The organism is Capnocytophaga sp. oral taxon 324 str. F0483 (genome assembly GCF_000318315.2).
Taxonomy (GTDB): Bacteria; Bacteroidota; Bacteroidia; order Flavobacteriales; family Flavobacteriaceae; genus Capnocytophaga; species Capnocytophaga ochracea.
The window spans coordinates 39,526-53,711 of sequence record NZ_KB291536.1 but is presented as its reverse complement, the minus strand read 5'-3'; the positions used below and the strand labels follow the sequence as shown (position 1 = coordinate 53,711).

Below are 14,186 nucleotides of genomic sequence, written 5' to 3'. Positions count from 1 at the left end.
CTAATAATAAATTATTATGCTTCCCATTGAAGAGTATAAAACAGCTTTTTTACAGCATATAGAAAAAATTTTTACTCCCAAAGAGCCTATTCACCTCTATGAACCCATTCAGTACATTCTTAACTTAGGGGGAAAGCGTATTCGCCCTATACTTACCCTTATTGCAACCGATATTTTTGGTAAAGACTATCGTAAAGCACTTAATGCAGCTACTGCCATAGAGGTTTTTCACAACTTTTCACTTATCCACGACGATATTATGGATAATGCTTCTCTAAGGCGTGGCAAACCTACTGTACATCAAAAATGGGATACAAATGTAGGTATACTTTCAGGAGATGCTATGCTTATCATTGCCTATAAATTATTAGAGGATTATCCTTCAAAAATATTTCAAGAATTAGTAAAAACATTAAGTGAAACAGCCCTTAAAGTATGTGAAGGACAGCAAATGGATATGGATTTTGAAAAGCTACAAGAGGTAAGTATTGAGGCATATATGCAAATGATTTCATACAAAACTTCAGTTCTTATAGGAGCTGCCTTACAAATGGGTAGTATTATCTCTGAAACCACTAAGGAAAACCAAATTAATATGTACAATTTTGGTTTAAATTTAGGAATAGCTTTTCAGTTACAAGATGATTATTTGGATACTTTTGGAGATGCTTCATTTGGTAAAAAAATAGGAGGTGATATTATAGAAAATAAGAAAACTATACTCTATTTAAAATCTTTAGCACTAAGCAATGAAAAACAACGTGAAGAACTATTGAGAGCATATGCTTTAAATGAAGTTGATAATAAAATAGCAAGAGTAAGAGAGATTTTTCAGATAACAAATGCAGACAAAGCAGTTCGCCAGCTGATAGAAAATTATACTCAAAAAGCTCTTATGATATTAGAGAAAATAACTATAGGAGATGATGAACGAGAATACCTCAGAACTTTTGCCCTACAATTAATGGATAGAAAAATATAAAACGGTATAGATTTTGTGCTTATAAAACAAGATTTCAAAACCTTTTAAATAACTTATGATATGAAAAAAACAACTGTTTTTATACTCCTAATTATGGCTGTTGTTCTTAGTTCTTGTGCTAGTGTATATGTAGCTACAGATTATGACCAACAGGCCGATTTTTCTGCATACAAATCATTTGCTTTCTTTAAAGAAGGTATTGATAAAGTTCCTATCTCAGATTTAGATAAGAAACGTATTTTACGAGCTATTGAGCGTAATTTAACTTCTAAAGGAATAACACTTTCTGAAAAACCAGACGTTTTAGTAAATATCTTTACTCGTGAACAAGAAAATGTAGATGTATATAACAATTCTCCATACTATTGGGGCTGGGGAATGGGTTGGGGACCTTTTTGGGGAGGAGCAACCTATAATGTAGCTCGAAGTACAGAAGGTTCTCTTTATATTGAAATTATAGACGCTCATAAACGTGAACTTATTTGGCAAGGTAAAGGTATAGGTAACCTACCTCAAACAACGGAACGCAAAGAAGAAGCTATTAATAACTTCGTAAATAAAATATTAGAAAAATATCCCCCAAAACAGTAAGTCTCACAAATTATTCAATTACTTACTCATAATAAAAGTTTCCTAAAATATGGAAACTTTTTTTGTTTATTAAGTTTTTTATCGTACCTTTGCCCCCGATTTAGAACAAACAAAAGATGGATTTAATTAAACTTTCTATTAAGCGTCCCAGTGTACTTATTGTGATGCTCTTGTTGTTGCTACTTGGTGGCTTCTATTCGTATAAGTTATTGAACTACGAACTCATTCCTAAGTTTGAAGTGAATGTAGTTACGATCTCTACTGTGTATGCGGGAGCCTCTCCTTCGGAGATTGAGAGCACCGTGACAAAGAAAATCGAGGATGCCGTTTCGGCTTTGGAAAATATCAAAAAGATACAATCATATTCGTATGAAAGCCTTTCGGTGGTAGTAGTACAACTTACTAACGATGCGAATGTAGATAACACCCTTAATGAGGCACAGCGCAAAATTAATGCAATAAGAGCTGATTTGCCCGATGATGCTAAAGAACCATCATTGAGTAAATTCTCTCTTTCCGATTTGCCTATTGTGTCTATTGGGGTAACTTCTAAGTTATCGGCACAAGAATTGTACGATTTGGTAGATAAAAAAATACAGCCAGAGTTATCACGTGTTCCAGGAGTAGCACAAGTGAATATAATAGGTGGTCGCAAACGAGAAATACGCGTGAGCATTGATGCTAAGAAGTTAGAAGGTTATGGTCTTTCTATTGCTCAAGTACAACAATTGATTGCAGCTTCGAATATGGAAATTCCTGCGGGTAAAATTAAAACTCGTGAGAATAGTACCTCTATACGTTTGCTTGGTAAATTACAAGATGTAGAACAATTGCGCAACCTTATACTTGCTTCACAGAATGGAGTAGAGATACGACTTTCGGATGTAGCTGATGTGCAAGACACCGAAGAAGAAGCTACCAAAATAGCGCGTATAGACCAAGAAAATACTCTCTTGCTACAAGTATTGAAACAAACCGATGCTAATGCTGTATCGGTGAGTGAGTTGGTACGCAAGAAGATGGAACAAGTAGAGCAGACTTATAAAAATGATGGAGTAAAGATGCTATTGGCTGAAGATACTAGTGAGTTTACCTTAGAAGCAGCCAACTCTGTAATGTCCGATTTGATATTGGCAATTGTATTGGTAGCAGTAGTGATGTTCTTCTTCCTTCACAGCCTACGTAATGCTATTATTGTAATGGTATCTATACCTACTTCACTCATCGCTACTTTTATAGGTATGTATTTCTTTGGTTTTACACTGAACTTGATGAGCCTTGTTGCCCTCTCGATGGTGGTAGGTATCTTGGTGGACGATGCTATTGTAGTATTGGAAAACATTCACCGCCATATGGAAATGGGTAAGAATAAAGTGCGTGCTGCTTTTGATGGTTCTAAGGAAATTGTGCTTACTGTAATGGCAATTACCTTAGTAATTGTTGTAGTGTTCGTTCCTATTTCATTAGGTAATGCTATTGTAGTAAAAGTATTGCGTGAGTTCTGTTTGACTGTAGCTATTGCTACAATGCTTTCATTATTGATGTCTTTTACAGTAGTCCCTTGGTTGTACTCTAGGTTTGGAAAATTAGAACACGCAAATCCCAATTCATTTTTAGGAAAACTAACCATAGGCTTTGAAGGATACCTCAAACGATTTACACAGTTCTTCTCTGACTTATTGGTATGGGTATTTGCCAATAAATGGAAAACTATTATTTTGGTATTTTTCCTTTTTGTAGGTTCTTGTTCATTGATTCCTACTGGATTTATCGGATCTGAGTTTATGCCTAATATGGATAGAGGAAAGTTTTTAGTACAGTTTGAATTGAATAAAGATGCTTCCTTAGAGCAGACTAACTTTATGACCCAAAAAGCTGAAAATTATCTTCGTAGCTTAAAAGTAGAGGGTACCAATAAACCTTTAGTAGAGAGTATGATTACTACTGTAGGACAGTCTACCAGTGGTATGGGAGCTTCACAAGCAACTCCTTACAAATCGGAAATACAACTTACTATTATCGATAAAAAAGAACGTAATGAATCGACTAACGTAATTGCGGCAAAGCTGAAACGTGAACTAAGTCAGTATTTAGTAGAAGCTAAAGTGAAGACTGTACCGGTAGGATTGATGGGAGCTGAACAATCCCCAATTGCTTTGGTAGTTACTTCTGACAATGTGGAAGTAGCCCAACAGTACGCTGAGAAAACAGCTGAGCTTCTTAAAACTGTTGAAGGTGCTACTGAAATTAAGCTTTCCTCAGAATCTGGTAATCCCGAAATAAATGTGCAGATAGACCGCGATAAGATGGCAATGTTAGGACTTAATATTGCTACTGTAGGGGGAACGATGCGAACCGCTTTTAATGGTAATGACGACAGTAAATTCCGTACAGGAGATTCAGAATACAATATTAATATAGTGTTTGAAGAAGGTAGCCGTCAGTCTATAGACGATATAGAAAATATGATGTTTATCAACTCAGTGGGACAACAGGTAAAACTATCACAATTTGCTAATATTGTTTATGCTTCAGGACCTACACAGCTAGAACGTTATGACAAATCACCTTCGGTAACCGTAAAAGCTCAATCGGTAGGTCGTCCTACAGGTACTATAGTTTCAGAATGGAAAACTAAGATAGACCAATTAGAAAAACCTGCTAACGTACACTTTGTGTTTACAGGTGACCAAGAGATGCAAGACGAAGGGTTCGGCACCTTGTTTATATCGCTCTTTGCAGCTATTCTCTTAGTTTATATGGTAATGGTAGTGTTATACGACAGTTTTTCACGACCTTTTGTGGTATTGTTCTCTATACCGCTTTCGTTCATTGGAGCTTTAGTAGCTTTGGCATTAGCCAATATGTCACTTAATATCTTTACTCTTTTAGGTATCATTATGCTTATTGGGTTGGTTGCTAAGAATGCGATTATGTTAGTAGACTTCGCTAACCACCGCAAGCAAGAAGGGGAAGATACTGTAACTGCATTAATACAAGCAAACCACGCGCGTTTACGCCCTATCTTGATGACGACTATCGCAATGGTAGCAGGTATGATTCCGCTTGCTATTGCCAATGGAGCAGGTGCCGAAGTGAACAATGGTTTGGCAATTGTAATTATAGGTGGACTTATTTCCTCATTGTTCTTAACACTTATTGTAGTGCCTTTGGTATACCTTATTTTTGACAATATTGGCAGACGTTTCGGTAAAGGTACTAAGACTGATTACGAAAAACTGATGATTGCCGATTACGAGCACAGAGACATCAAAGGCGAACACGAAGTATAACTATAATTCATCTTATTTTTTACTTATCTCTTAGACGGTGCGAGGTCGTAGCACGACAGGCAGATAGAGCGAGACGCATAGGCAGATAGGAAAAAGACGAACGAACGAATGACGAACAAATGACGAAGGAATGACAAACAGAAGACAAAGGAATGACAGACCTAAGAGGATATTAAGTTGAACTAATGTTAGTCAGTTCATTTATTACCGCAACGGTATGACACGCTACTATGGCTGCTGTTTCGGTGCGTAAGCGAGTATCTCCTAATGAGATAGGCACAAATGCTTGTTGCAAAGCGGTGTTTATCTCATTAGTAGAGAAATCGCCTTCAGGACCTATAAGCACAGTAATACGCTCAGGAAAGGGCTTGAGTGTGCAAGAGAGCAAGCGCTTTTCATTTTCTTGACAGTGAGCTATATATTTAGCTGAACTATTTGTCAGCATCGTTTTAAAAAACTGAGCTGATGCAATAGGCGTATTCAGTTTAGGCAAATAGCATTGCAACGATTGTTTCATTGCTGAAAGGAGTATCTTTTCAAAACGTTCTACTTTGATAGTGGTACGCTCAGAATGTTCACAGATAATAGGAGTAATTTCATCAACGCCTATTTCGGTGGCTTTCTCCAAAAACCACTCATAACGTTCATTCATCTTGGTAGGTGCTACCACCAAATGTAAGTAGTAAGGACGGGGAAGCTGAGGAGTACATTTCAGTATAGACACCTCACATTGTTTAGGTGTAGCGAAATCTAATTTTGCTTCAAAAAGAAGTCCTTTACCATTGGTAATATGGAGTATATCGCCTGCTTTTTTGCGCAGTACTTTTACTATATGTTGGCTTTCTTCCTTATCAAAAAAGCAATTTGTGCTACTTGAATGAAGGCTGGAATGGAAAAATAATTGCATACTTATAATTTTATTTTCTTAGAAAAAATGGGCTTTATTGCGGGACAAAGATACAACAAATTAAAAAAAAGTAGATTTTTTATTTTGTAATTATAAAAATTGACTTACTTTCGCCCCGTGAAAAGTAATATTAATATGAAACGTGTAATAGTAGACTACAACAAACTAACTAATGAGATTCTCTCAATGTTGGTAGAGAAATACCCCGAAGGGTATACAGATGCAGATGTGATTCGTTTTAAGAATGCTAAAAATGAAACAGTTGATGCCTTGGAAGTCCGTACTGATGACACTATATATTTAGTGAAAGTAAGTACCCGCTTAGCTGACACTATGGAAAACTTCGACGAAGATGATGACTTTATGAATAACGAAGAAGATGATATGAGTGTAAGCAATTTAGATATACCTGATGACTCTTCATTAGACGACGAATAATAAAACACTAAAAAGCGTATGATTACCGCTTATATTCCTTATCAAGATATTCGTTTTTTCTCTAAACTCATCACTGATTATGTAGGTGAGAATAAAAAATTACGTCTTTTTTATCATAATTTCCCTTCATTGTTAGAATTTAAAAAGCAAATAGAAGAAAAAGCTCTTGATTTTACTGAGGAGAAACGCCATATTTTGGTCAGTAGTTTAAAAGAACAATACGCTGAGGTAAAAACTACTCCGAAAGTACTTAAAAACATCGAACTTTTATCCAAAAGTAATACTTTTACCATCACTACGGGACATCAATTAAGTCTTTTTACAGGACATCTTTACTTCATTTTCAAGATAATTTCGGTAATTAATACTGCTAAACAGCTCGCCGAAAAGTACCCTGATAAGCACTTTGTACCTGTATATTGGATGGCTACAGAAGACCACGATTTTGAGGAGATTAACCACTTTCACTTCAACAATCGCACAATTTGCTGGAATAGCGACCAAACAGGAGCCACAGGCAACTTTGCTACTGACACACTTGAAGCGGTGTTTCAGACTTTTGACAAAGCCATAGGTCTAGGCAAAAATGCTAATACTTTGCGCACACTCTTCCACGATAGCTATCTAAAAAATAAAGATTTAGCCTCTGCCACTCGTTACTTAGTAAATGCTCTCTTTGAAGCATACGGAGTTGTAGTAATAGATGGCAACGATAAAGCCCTAAAAAGACAATTTATCCCTTACATAAGCGATGATTTACTGCACAGTGTGGCACATACTGAGGTTACTAAAAGTATTAAGGCTTTACAGACTGTAAATAGCTCTTATCCCGTGCAAGTGAACCCTCGTGAGGTGAATATGTTTTATCTTACAGAAGGAGGACGACATCGCCTTGTGCGCACTGCGGACGGCTTTGAGGTACACGGTACGGATATTCGTTTTTCTGAGGAGGGGATTTTAGAGGAACTACGCACCTATCCAGAACGATTTTCGCCCAATGTAATCTTACGACCTTTATATCAAGAGGTAATATTACCTAATTTGGCATATATTGGTGGAGGCGGTGAAATAGCCTATTGGCTGGAATTAAAAGGCTTTTTCAATAAGGAGAAAGTACCCTTCCCGATACTAATGTTGCGCAATTCAGCAATGCTTATTTCGCAAAGACAAGCTGAAAAACTACAAAAACTACAACTTTCAGTAGAAGACTTATTTCTAAAACCAGAAGATTTAAAAAACAAGAAAGTAAGACAGTTAAGCGAATTTCCTATAGATTTTACTCCTGAAAAAGAATTACTACACAGGCAGTTTGAGCATTTATATGAGTTAGCTAAACACACTGATGTTACTTTTGAGAACGCTGTAAAAGCACAAGAAGTAAGACAACTGAAAGGGTTAGACAAACTGGAAAAACGCCTCTTAAAAGCCCAGAAAAGGAAGTTTGCAGAGGAATTGGAACAGACTATTTTTTTACAAAATGAACTCTTTCCTAACGGAGCCTTACAGGAGCGTTTTGCTAACTTCACAGATTTCTATTTGATGAAAGGAGAAGAACTCATTCCTGAGTTAATAAAAGACTTTAATCCGTTTGATTTTAGGTTTGTGGTAATACAATGAAAATGTTGTATCTTTGCACCCAAAATAACGAACAATGAAAAGTATTCTTGAAATAAGAACGGACTTCCCTATACTCTCACGCACTATTCATAACAAACCTCTTATCTATTTTGATAATGGAGCAACTTCGCAAACGCCTACACAAGTGATAGAGGCAATAGTGCATTATTACAGTTACCAAAACGCTAATATCCACCGTGGAGTACACACTCTCAGCCAAGAAGCTACTGATGCTTATGAAGAAGCGAGGAAGAAACTACAACGCCACTTTAATGCCCGTAAAAGCTCTGAAATTCTTTTTACTGCGGGAACTACACACGGTATTAATTTAGTGGCTAATGGTTATGGCACACTGATGCAAGAGGGAGACGAAGTAATTATTTCGGCTTCAGAACACCACAGCAATATAGTACCTTGGCAATTAGCTTGTCAACGGAGTGGGGCTACCCTAAAGGTAATCCCGATGAATGAGAAAGGAATTTTGGACTTAGAGGTGTATAACCAACTGCTAAATAAACGTACGAAGATAGTGTGTGTACAGCACGTATCGAACGCCCTAGGAAATATTCACCCTATAGAAGAAATTATAGAAAAAGCACACCGCGTAGGAGCTGTTGTATTAGTAGATGGAGCACAAGCAGCCCCACATTTGCAACCCGATATGCAAACTCTCGATGTTGATTTCTATGCTGTTTCAGCTCATAAAATGTATGGACCTACGGGGATAGGAGTGTTGTATGGTAAAGAAGAATTACTATTACAATTACCTCCTTATCAAGGAGGGGGAGAAATGATAAAAGAAGTACATTTTGAAGAGAGTACTTATGCCGATCTCCCTTATAAGTTTGAAGCAGGTACTCCTAATATTTGTGGAGGTATTGCGTTTGGAGTTACAATTGACTATATACAGCAATTGGGAATGGAAGCAATTGCTACACACGAACACAAACTATTAGAATATGCTATTGCTAAATTACAAAATATAGAAGGCATTACTCTTTACGGTAATGATGATTTGAGTAAGCGTACCGCTGTTATATCATTTAACTTACAAAACATTCACCCTTATGATGTAGGTGTAATTCTCGACCAATTGGGAATTGCTGTACGCACGGGGCATCATTGTGCCCAACCTATTATGGACTTCTACTGTATACCAGGTACAGTTCGTGCCAGCTTTGCTGTTTACAATACCTTTGAAGAAATAGATACCTTTGTAGAAGCTGTAAAAAAAGCTCAGAAAATGTTAAGCTGATAAATACTCAAAAGGAATATAAGATATAAATACTATAGTTTCTCGTAAAAAGGTCTCTCTATATCAAAGATTTCTTGCAATAGTTGCTCGGCATATTGACTGTACAAAGCAAGAGTTTGAGCGGTTACATCATAGTCCTTTACCTTGTCGATATAGGTGTGAAAACGCAAGAATCCTTTTTGCAAACGCTTAAACGATAGGTTGGCAACTATCATCGGTTCATCAATCTTGAAATGCTGGGTAATCATATAAGCATAAGTGAGGAGTTGGAAGGCTTTGCCATACTTGATGTCAGTAATAAGATTCTCCCAATCTTTGATACGCACATCGGTTTCTTCTACAATTCCTGTTTTGTAGTCAATGATATGCAACACTCCGTCACGTCTATCCACCCGGTCGATAATCCCTTTGAAATTAACAAGAAAAGGCAAGTGAGAAGCTTGAAAAGGTATTTTTATCTTCTGTTCTAAATACAGAGGAATGATTTCGGTACCACTTTTTATTTCGTTGAGTTCCAAAGTTAAAAAACTACGTACATACTTCTCTATTACATTGAAAATAAGCCAGTTTTTACCCGTCCTAAAATCAGTACTTCTGTACTCTTCTTCAAAGCGTTTTTCGATAGTAGGGAGTACCAAAGGTTGCATTTTTTTGATGTGCTCTTCGGTGAGTATTTCGTTTAAGAAAGGTGTGTACAAATCTTCCAAAGTGCCGTGTACGATATTTCCAAAAGTACGGGCTTCAACAATTTCTTCTACCTCTTTTTCTTCGTATACCTGTAGTACTTGTTGCTCATAGAACGTGAGTGGGTTGCGGATATAGGTAGTTAGTGCTGAAGGTGAAATGCCTTTCTCGGCAAGTGCCTTTAGTGTATCGATTACAGCGGTCGTTTTTTTGATATTAAGAGGTCGCAACACAGCAGGATATACCTCAGGTGCTTTGATTTGGTGCACTACCTTGTGGATAGGGATTTTCTCAGCTAATAATTGAAGGATAAACCTACTTTTCTCCTTGCTTTTCAGGCTACCCATCTCGGTGTCGTAGAATAAGTGTACTTGCTTGGCGCGTTGCAAAATACGGTAGAAGTTATAACTATACACGGCATCACGTTCTTTGTAGGTAGGCAATTCCAGTTCGTACTTCACATCGTAAGGAACTAGAGAGTTGTCGCTTTTGCCTAAGGGTAATACGCCTTCGTTTACCGAAGTGATAATCACGCGCTCAAAATCCAAACTACGGCTTTCCAACACACCCATAACTTGCAAGCCTTCCAAAGGCTCACCGCGGAAATTGAGTGAACTCTTCTGTAAGACATCTAAATAGAAATGATAAAGCGTTTTCACTGAATCAATATAGTTGTACTGCTCTTGTAACTGTTTCAACTGATTGAATAACTGAAAGAAGCGATAAGCATACTCTTGAGTGAGTAGGTGAGTATTGCTCTTAGGGTCGATTTGTGCTTTTAGGCGATAAATAAGCGTAATAGCATTGTCAATAAGGATAGTGATGAGTTTTTTCCCTTTGGCTTCAGGGAATAGCAAGGAGAGCATCTCGTGTTCAGTTTCATCAACTGATGCAAATAATTTTTTACGAGTAATATAGGTGAGGTTGTGCGTTTTGATATACTGCGAAATATAGCGCACCACTTCTTCTTTTAGCAAGGTGTGTAAGAAAGGTTGAGAGAGCAGGTTCAGTATATCTTTATAGTAAAAACTCTTAGAAAGATGCAAGCGAAAATAGGCAACAAAAAGGTCATTGAGAGGGGTTTGTTGCAAAGGGTAACCCATAGTGATGTTCACACTTGTTTTGGGTTGTACAGCTTGCAGTACAGGTATGAGCAAATTCTCATCAGCGATGATGAGGGCAGTTTTTTCCAATGCTTTGGCAGGGGTATTTTTGAGCAGTTCGGCTACACTATGTGCCTGATTGATGCTTTTGGGTACCCCCGTAAGATAAAGTTCTTTTTCTTTTTCGTAGTTACTTTGTATAAACTTAGGTTTATGGGTTTGGTAATAACGCCAGTTTTTTATATACTTGCGCAAGAAGAACCCTGCATCGTGGGCTGGATTGTTTAAAAAATAAGTATCACCGTCCCAATAAATTTCACCGCCTATATCCATTAATATAGATTGAATTACGTGTTGTTCGGCTTTGGAAAGAGCATTGAAACCGACGAATATATGAATGCTATTGCTGTGTGTTTGCAGGTATTCGGGGAGTTTTTCAACAGCTTTTTTAGCGATGAAACCGCCATAGCCTTTACCCATTTCAGTGAGTTTGCTGTTGAGAGCGAAATAGTAATCGCCAAGAGTGTTCCAAAACTCCAAATATTTTTTCTGCATCTCGCTAAGCTCGTCCATACCCGACCAATGTTCTACTTCTTTGAGGGCGTGAATATAAGGGAATATCTTATCGGGGTTTACCAAATACTGGTCGATTTCGCTAAAATCTTTGAGAGCCGTTTGTCCCCAGCTAAGGAACTCTTCAAAGCTATCGGGGGTATCTTTGCAAGTTTTTGTGTAGCAATCGTAAAACTCAAAGAGCAAAGGCAAATTGCTGATAGGTTGCACGTCCGAAATACGCGTAAATAGGTCGGCTATCCCGATGAACTCAGGGGCAATAGTAGCGTGCTTTACTTGCTCGGCAAAGTGTTTTTTGAGGAAGAGTGCAGGGCGTTTACCCGTAGTAACAAACACAAGACGCTCTATCTTATCAGAATAGTTTTCTAAAACATCAGTAATAACTTCTTGTAGATAACTCATAATGATTTGCTAATTCTCTAATTTCCTCATTTTTTCAACAACCGCACTCCCATATAGCCTAAAGGCAATGCCATAACTCCTAAATAGAAAGCGTGGTGTATCACTACTTCAGGGGCATAAACTATTACGACCGCTAAGCCAAAGAGTGCCCCACCTAAATGAGCTGCGTGTCCTAAATTGTCTCCTTGTTGTGGGTTGAACATCATAAATACCGAATACCCAAAGTATAATGCTCCAAAGAGCCACCCTGGCAAGAAGTTTACACTCAATGCTGTAGGATATAGAGCAATAGCTGCAAAGATAATCCCCGATACAGCTCCCGAAGCCCCTATGGCGGAGTAATAGGGCTGTTTTTTGTAAATGTACAAACTGAACACACTCCCCAGTAGCATTGAGCCAAAATAGATGAACAAGAATAATAGATTGCCCATAGATTTGATAATCACATCTTGAAAGAAATAGAGTGAAATCATATTAAAAATGAGATGTTGCCAGTTGGCGTGCAAGAAGCCTGAGGATACCAATCGCACATAATCGCCCTTTTGCACTGCTCCTACATTAAACTTATAACGGTTGAAAAAAGTAGGATTGTTAAATCCATAATAACTCATTGCTATAGTCACAAGAAGAATAATAATAAAAGTGATATTCATAAGTTTTATATTTTAAATCCACAATAAGATAGTAAGTACTACTGCAAAGATAATCACCAATGGCATACAAAACTGCAACCATTGTTTGTAGTTAATATTCACCATTGCCAGTGAAGGTAAGATAAGTCCCGTAGGGGTGATAAGCCCCATAATACCCATTCCAAAAAGATAAGCACTCACCACACTGTGCCCTTCTACTGCCACAACCGAAGCCAGTGATCCTATAATAGGCATCGTGAGTACCGCCATTCCTGAGGAAGAAGCTATAAATAAACTCAGTACACCAAATACTAACATCAGCATTGGCAAAAAGACCATTGGCGACATTCCTTGTACAAGGTCGGTGGCATAATGCAAAATCGTACCCGATATTTGTCCGTCGTTCAGTATAAACGATACCCCTCTGGCTATCCCTATGATGAAGGCTACGCTCAGCAAATCGCGTGCTCCTGCCATAAACTGACTGATAAACTGTTGTTCACTACTACGTTGTAAAATAGCAATCACAACAGCAGCTACCAAGAAGAGAGCTGTCATCTCTTGAAACCACCATTCCCATTGCGATACACCTACAATCATCACTATAAACGAGAGCGCAAATACTAAGAGCTCTATTTTAGTAGAAAGCTCTAAGGAAGTGGTCTTTTCTGGGGTATTAGCATTGTAGATTTCAGGGAGGACTACTCCATACACAATTGACTTTTCGGGGTGTTTGCGTACTTTTTCGGCATAACGAATAATATAAATAATACTTATCAGCACACATACCGCTAAGGCTATCACACGTATGCTAAGCCCCGACGTCCAATCTACTCCGGCGGCATCTGAGGCAATAATCACCGCAAACGGATTGGTAGTCGATGCCATAGAGCCTACATTTGAACCTATGTAAATCACTGCTAAGGGTACCATTAGGTCGTAGCCCGCTGCTAAAAAAATAGGCACTAACATAGGGTAGAAAGCAAGCGTCTCTTCGGCTAATCCAAAGGAAGTGCCACCCAGCGCCAACAAGGTAGTGAGCAGAATGATAAGGATACCCTCACGCCCTTTGAGTCGGTGTGCCAAATAGCCTACGCCCATATTTAGTGCTCCCGAACTGTTGAACACCCCTATAAAGCCTCCTAATATGAGTACGAAGAGAATCACCTCTATACTGTCGTAGATTCCTCGTATAGGTGCAAAAAGTACAGATTTAGCTCCTTGCGGGTGAGGTACACTCTGCACATAAGTATTAGGTATCGAAATAGGTTTCTTAATTTTTTCATCTTTAAATTTGCTCAACTGAATATGAATACCCAAGCCGTCAAGTTGTTCTTGAGTAGCAGGTACAGTATAAGAATTATTTGCAATGTGTATCACAAAAGAGTCTTGTTGCTTATCATATTGCAAAGTGCTATACGACCCCGACGGCAACAAAAAAGTAAGGCTCGCAGCCAACACTATCACCAGCATCAGTACGGTGTAAGGGGTAGGGAATTTGAGTTTTTTCATCAGTTCTGTTCAAGATTATTAAAAATCGACTTGCCTCCAAATATTCATTAGGCAAAGATATGGTTTATTTTTTTATTTGAGCAAATTTTTAATACTTTTCTGAACCAAGTACATTAAATTTGCTCCAACTTATCTTTGCGTTAGATTCACTTTATCCCCATCCTTTGTTCGTTCATTGTTCGTCTTTTGTTCGTTCA

The 14,186-nt window shown here is 37.9% G+C and carries 10 protein-coding genes; 6 read left to right on the top strand and 4 right to left on the bottom strand.

Annotated elements, in window-relative coordinates:
• Positions 1-16: 16 nt before the first annotated feature.
• The 3 genes from HMPREF9072_RS11170 to HMPREF9072_RS11160 all read left to right on the top strand — a co-directional run bounded on the left by HMPREF9072_RS11170 (position 17) and on the right by HMPREF9072_RS11160 (position 4,866).
• Positions 17-982 (top strand): polyprenyl synthetase family protein, encoded by a 966-nt coding sequence (locus HMPREF9072_RS11170; RefSeq protein ID WP_009411803.1) that lies wholly within the window; start codon positions 17-19, stop codon positions 980-982.
• Positions 983-1,042: 60 nt separating this feature from the next.
• Positions 1,043-1,573 (top strand): DUF4136 domain-containing protein, encoded by a 531-nt coding sequence (locus HMPREF9072_RS11165; RefSeq protein WP_009411802.1) that lies wholly within the window; start codon positions 1,043-1,045, stop codon positions 1,571-1,573.
• A 116-nt stretch (positions 1,574-1,689) separates the two neighbouring features.
• Entirely contained in the window at positions 1,690-4,866 is a 3,177-nt protein-coding gene (locus tag HMPREF9072_RS11160) for an efflux RND transporter permease subunit (protein ID WP_009411801.1), read from the top strand.
• A 172-nt stretch (positions 4,867-5,038) separates the two neighbouring features.
• Here the strand turns inward: HMPREF9072_RS11160 and HMPREF9072_RS11155 are convergent, their stop codons facing one another.
• Positions 5,039-5,773 (bottom strand): 16S rRNA (uracil(1498)-N(3))-methyltransferase, encoded by a 735-nt coding sequence (locus HMPREF9072_RS11155; protein ID WP_009411800.1) that lies wholly within the window; start codon positions 5,771-5,773, stop codon positions 5,039-5,041.
• A 135-nt stretch (positions 5,774-5,908) separates the two neighbouring features.
• Here HMPREF9072_RS11155 and HMPREF9072_RS11150 point away from each other — a divergent pair, with 135 nt between their 5' ends.
• From HMPREF9072_RS11150 to HMPREF9072_RS11140, 3 genes are read left to right on the top strand one after another with little or no spacing between them, the layout of a single operon-like run.
• On the top strand, positions 5,909-6,211 hold the full coding sequence (locus tag HMPREF9072_RS11150) for a hypothetical protein (RefSeq protein WP_002671767.1): 303 nt from the start codon (positions 5,909-5,911) through the stop codon (positions 6,209-6,211).
• Positions 6,212-6,229: 18 nt separating this feature from the next.
• Complete coding sequence (gene bshC / locus HMPREF9072_RS11145) at positions 6,230-7,828, top strand: bacillithiol biosynthesis cysteine-adding enzyme BshC (protein ID WP_009411799.1); 1,599 nt, start codon at positions 6,230-6,232, stop codon at positions 7,826-7,828.
• A 34-nt stretch (positions 7,829-7,862) separates the two neighbouring features.
• Positions 7,863-9,083 (top strand): aminotransferase class V-fold PLP-dependent enzyme, encoded by a 1,221-nt coding sequence (locus HMPREF9072_RS11140; protein WP_009411798.1) that lies wholly within the window; start codon positions 7,863-7,865, stop codon positions 9,081-9,083.
• A gap of 32 nt (positions 9,084-9,115) precedes the next feature.
• Here HMPREF9072_RS11140 and HMPREF9072_RS11135 read toward each other — a convergent pair whose 3' ends face one another.
• The 3 genes from HMPREF9072_RS11135 to HMPREF9072_RS11125 are packed head-to-tail and all read right to left on the bottom strand — an operon-like array spanning position 9,116 to position 13,989.
• Positions 9,116-11,845, bottom strand: a complete 2,730-nt coding sequence (locus HMPREF9072_RS11135; protein WP_009411797.1) for a PD-(D/E)XK nuclease family protein — start codon at positions 11,843-11,845, stop codon at positions 9,116-9,118.
• Positions 11,846-11,871: 26 nt separating this feature from the next.
• A complete protein-coding gene (locus HMPREF9072_RS11130; RefSeq protein ID WP_009411796.1) occupies positions 11,872-12,498 on the bottom strand; it encodes a rhomboid family intramembrane serine protease in 627 nt (208 codons plus the stop codon).
• A gap of 12 nt (positions 12,499-12,510) precedes the next feature.
• Positions 12,511-13,989, bottom strand: coding sequence for a YfcC family protein (locus HMPREF9072_RS11125; RefSeq protein WP_009411795.1), 1,479 nt, complete (start codon positions 13,987-13,989; stop codon positions 12,511-12,513).
• Positions 13,990-14,186: the final 197 nt, after the last annotated feature.

Excerpts from the sequence above, each read along its gene's own strand:
- HMPREF9072_RS11125 (WP_009411795.1), bottom strand. The coding sequence starts at position 13,989 with ATGAAAAAACTCAAATTCCCTACCCCTTACACCGTACTGATGCTGGTG.
- HMPREF9072_RS11140 (WP_009411798.1), top strand. The coding sequence starts at position 7,863 with ATGAAAAGTATTCTTGAAATAAGAACGGACTTCCCTATACTCTCACGC.
- HMPREF9072_RS11130 (WP_009411796.1), bottom strand. The coding sequence starts at position 12,498 with ATGAATATCACTTTTATTATTATTCTTCTTGTGACTATAGCAATGAGT.
- HMPREF9072_RS11135 (WP_009411797.1), bottom strand. The coding sequence starts at position 11,845 with ATGAGTTATCTACAAGAAGTTATTACTGATGTTTTAGAAAACTATTCT.
- HMPREF9072_RS11155 (WP_009411800.1), bottom strand. The coding sequence starts at position 5,773 with ATGCAATTATTTTTCCATTCCAGCCTTCATTCAAGTAGCACAAATTGC.
- HMPREF9072_RS11165 (WP_009411802.1), top strand. The coding sequence starts at position 1,043 with ATGAAAAAAACAACTGTTTTTATACTCCTAATTATGGCTGTTGTTCTT.
- HMPREF9072_RS11150 (WP_002671767.1), top strand. The coding sequence starts at position 5,909 with ATGAAACGTGTAATAGTAGACTACAACAAACTAACTAATGAGATTCTC.
- HMPREF9072_RS11170 (WP_009411803.1), top strand. The coding sequence starts at position 17 with ATGCTTCCCATTGAAGAGTATAAAACAGCTTTTTTACAGCATATAGAA.
- bshC (WP_009411799.1), top strand. The coding sequence starts at position 6,230 with ATGATTACCGCTTATATTCCTTATCAAGATATTCGTTTTTTCTCTAAA.
- HMPREF9072_RS11160 (WP_009411801.1), top strand. The coding sequence starts at position 1,690 with ATGGATTTAATTAAACTTTCTATTAAGCGTCCCAGTGTACTTATTGTG.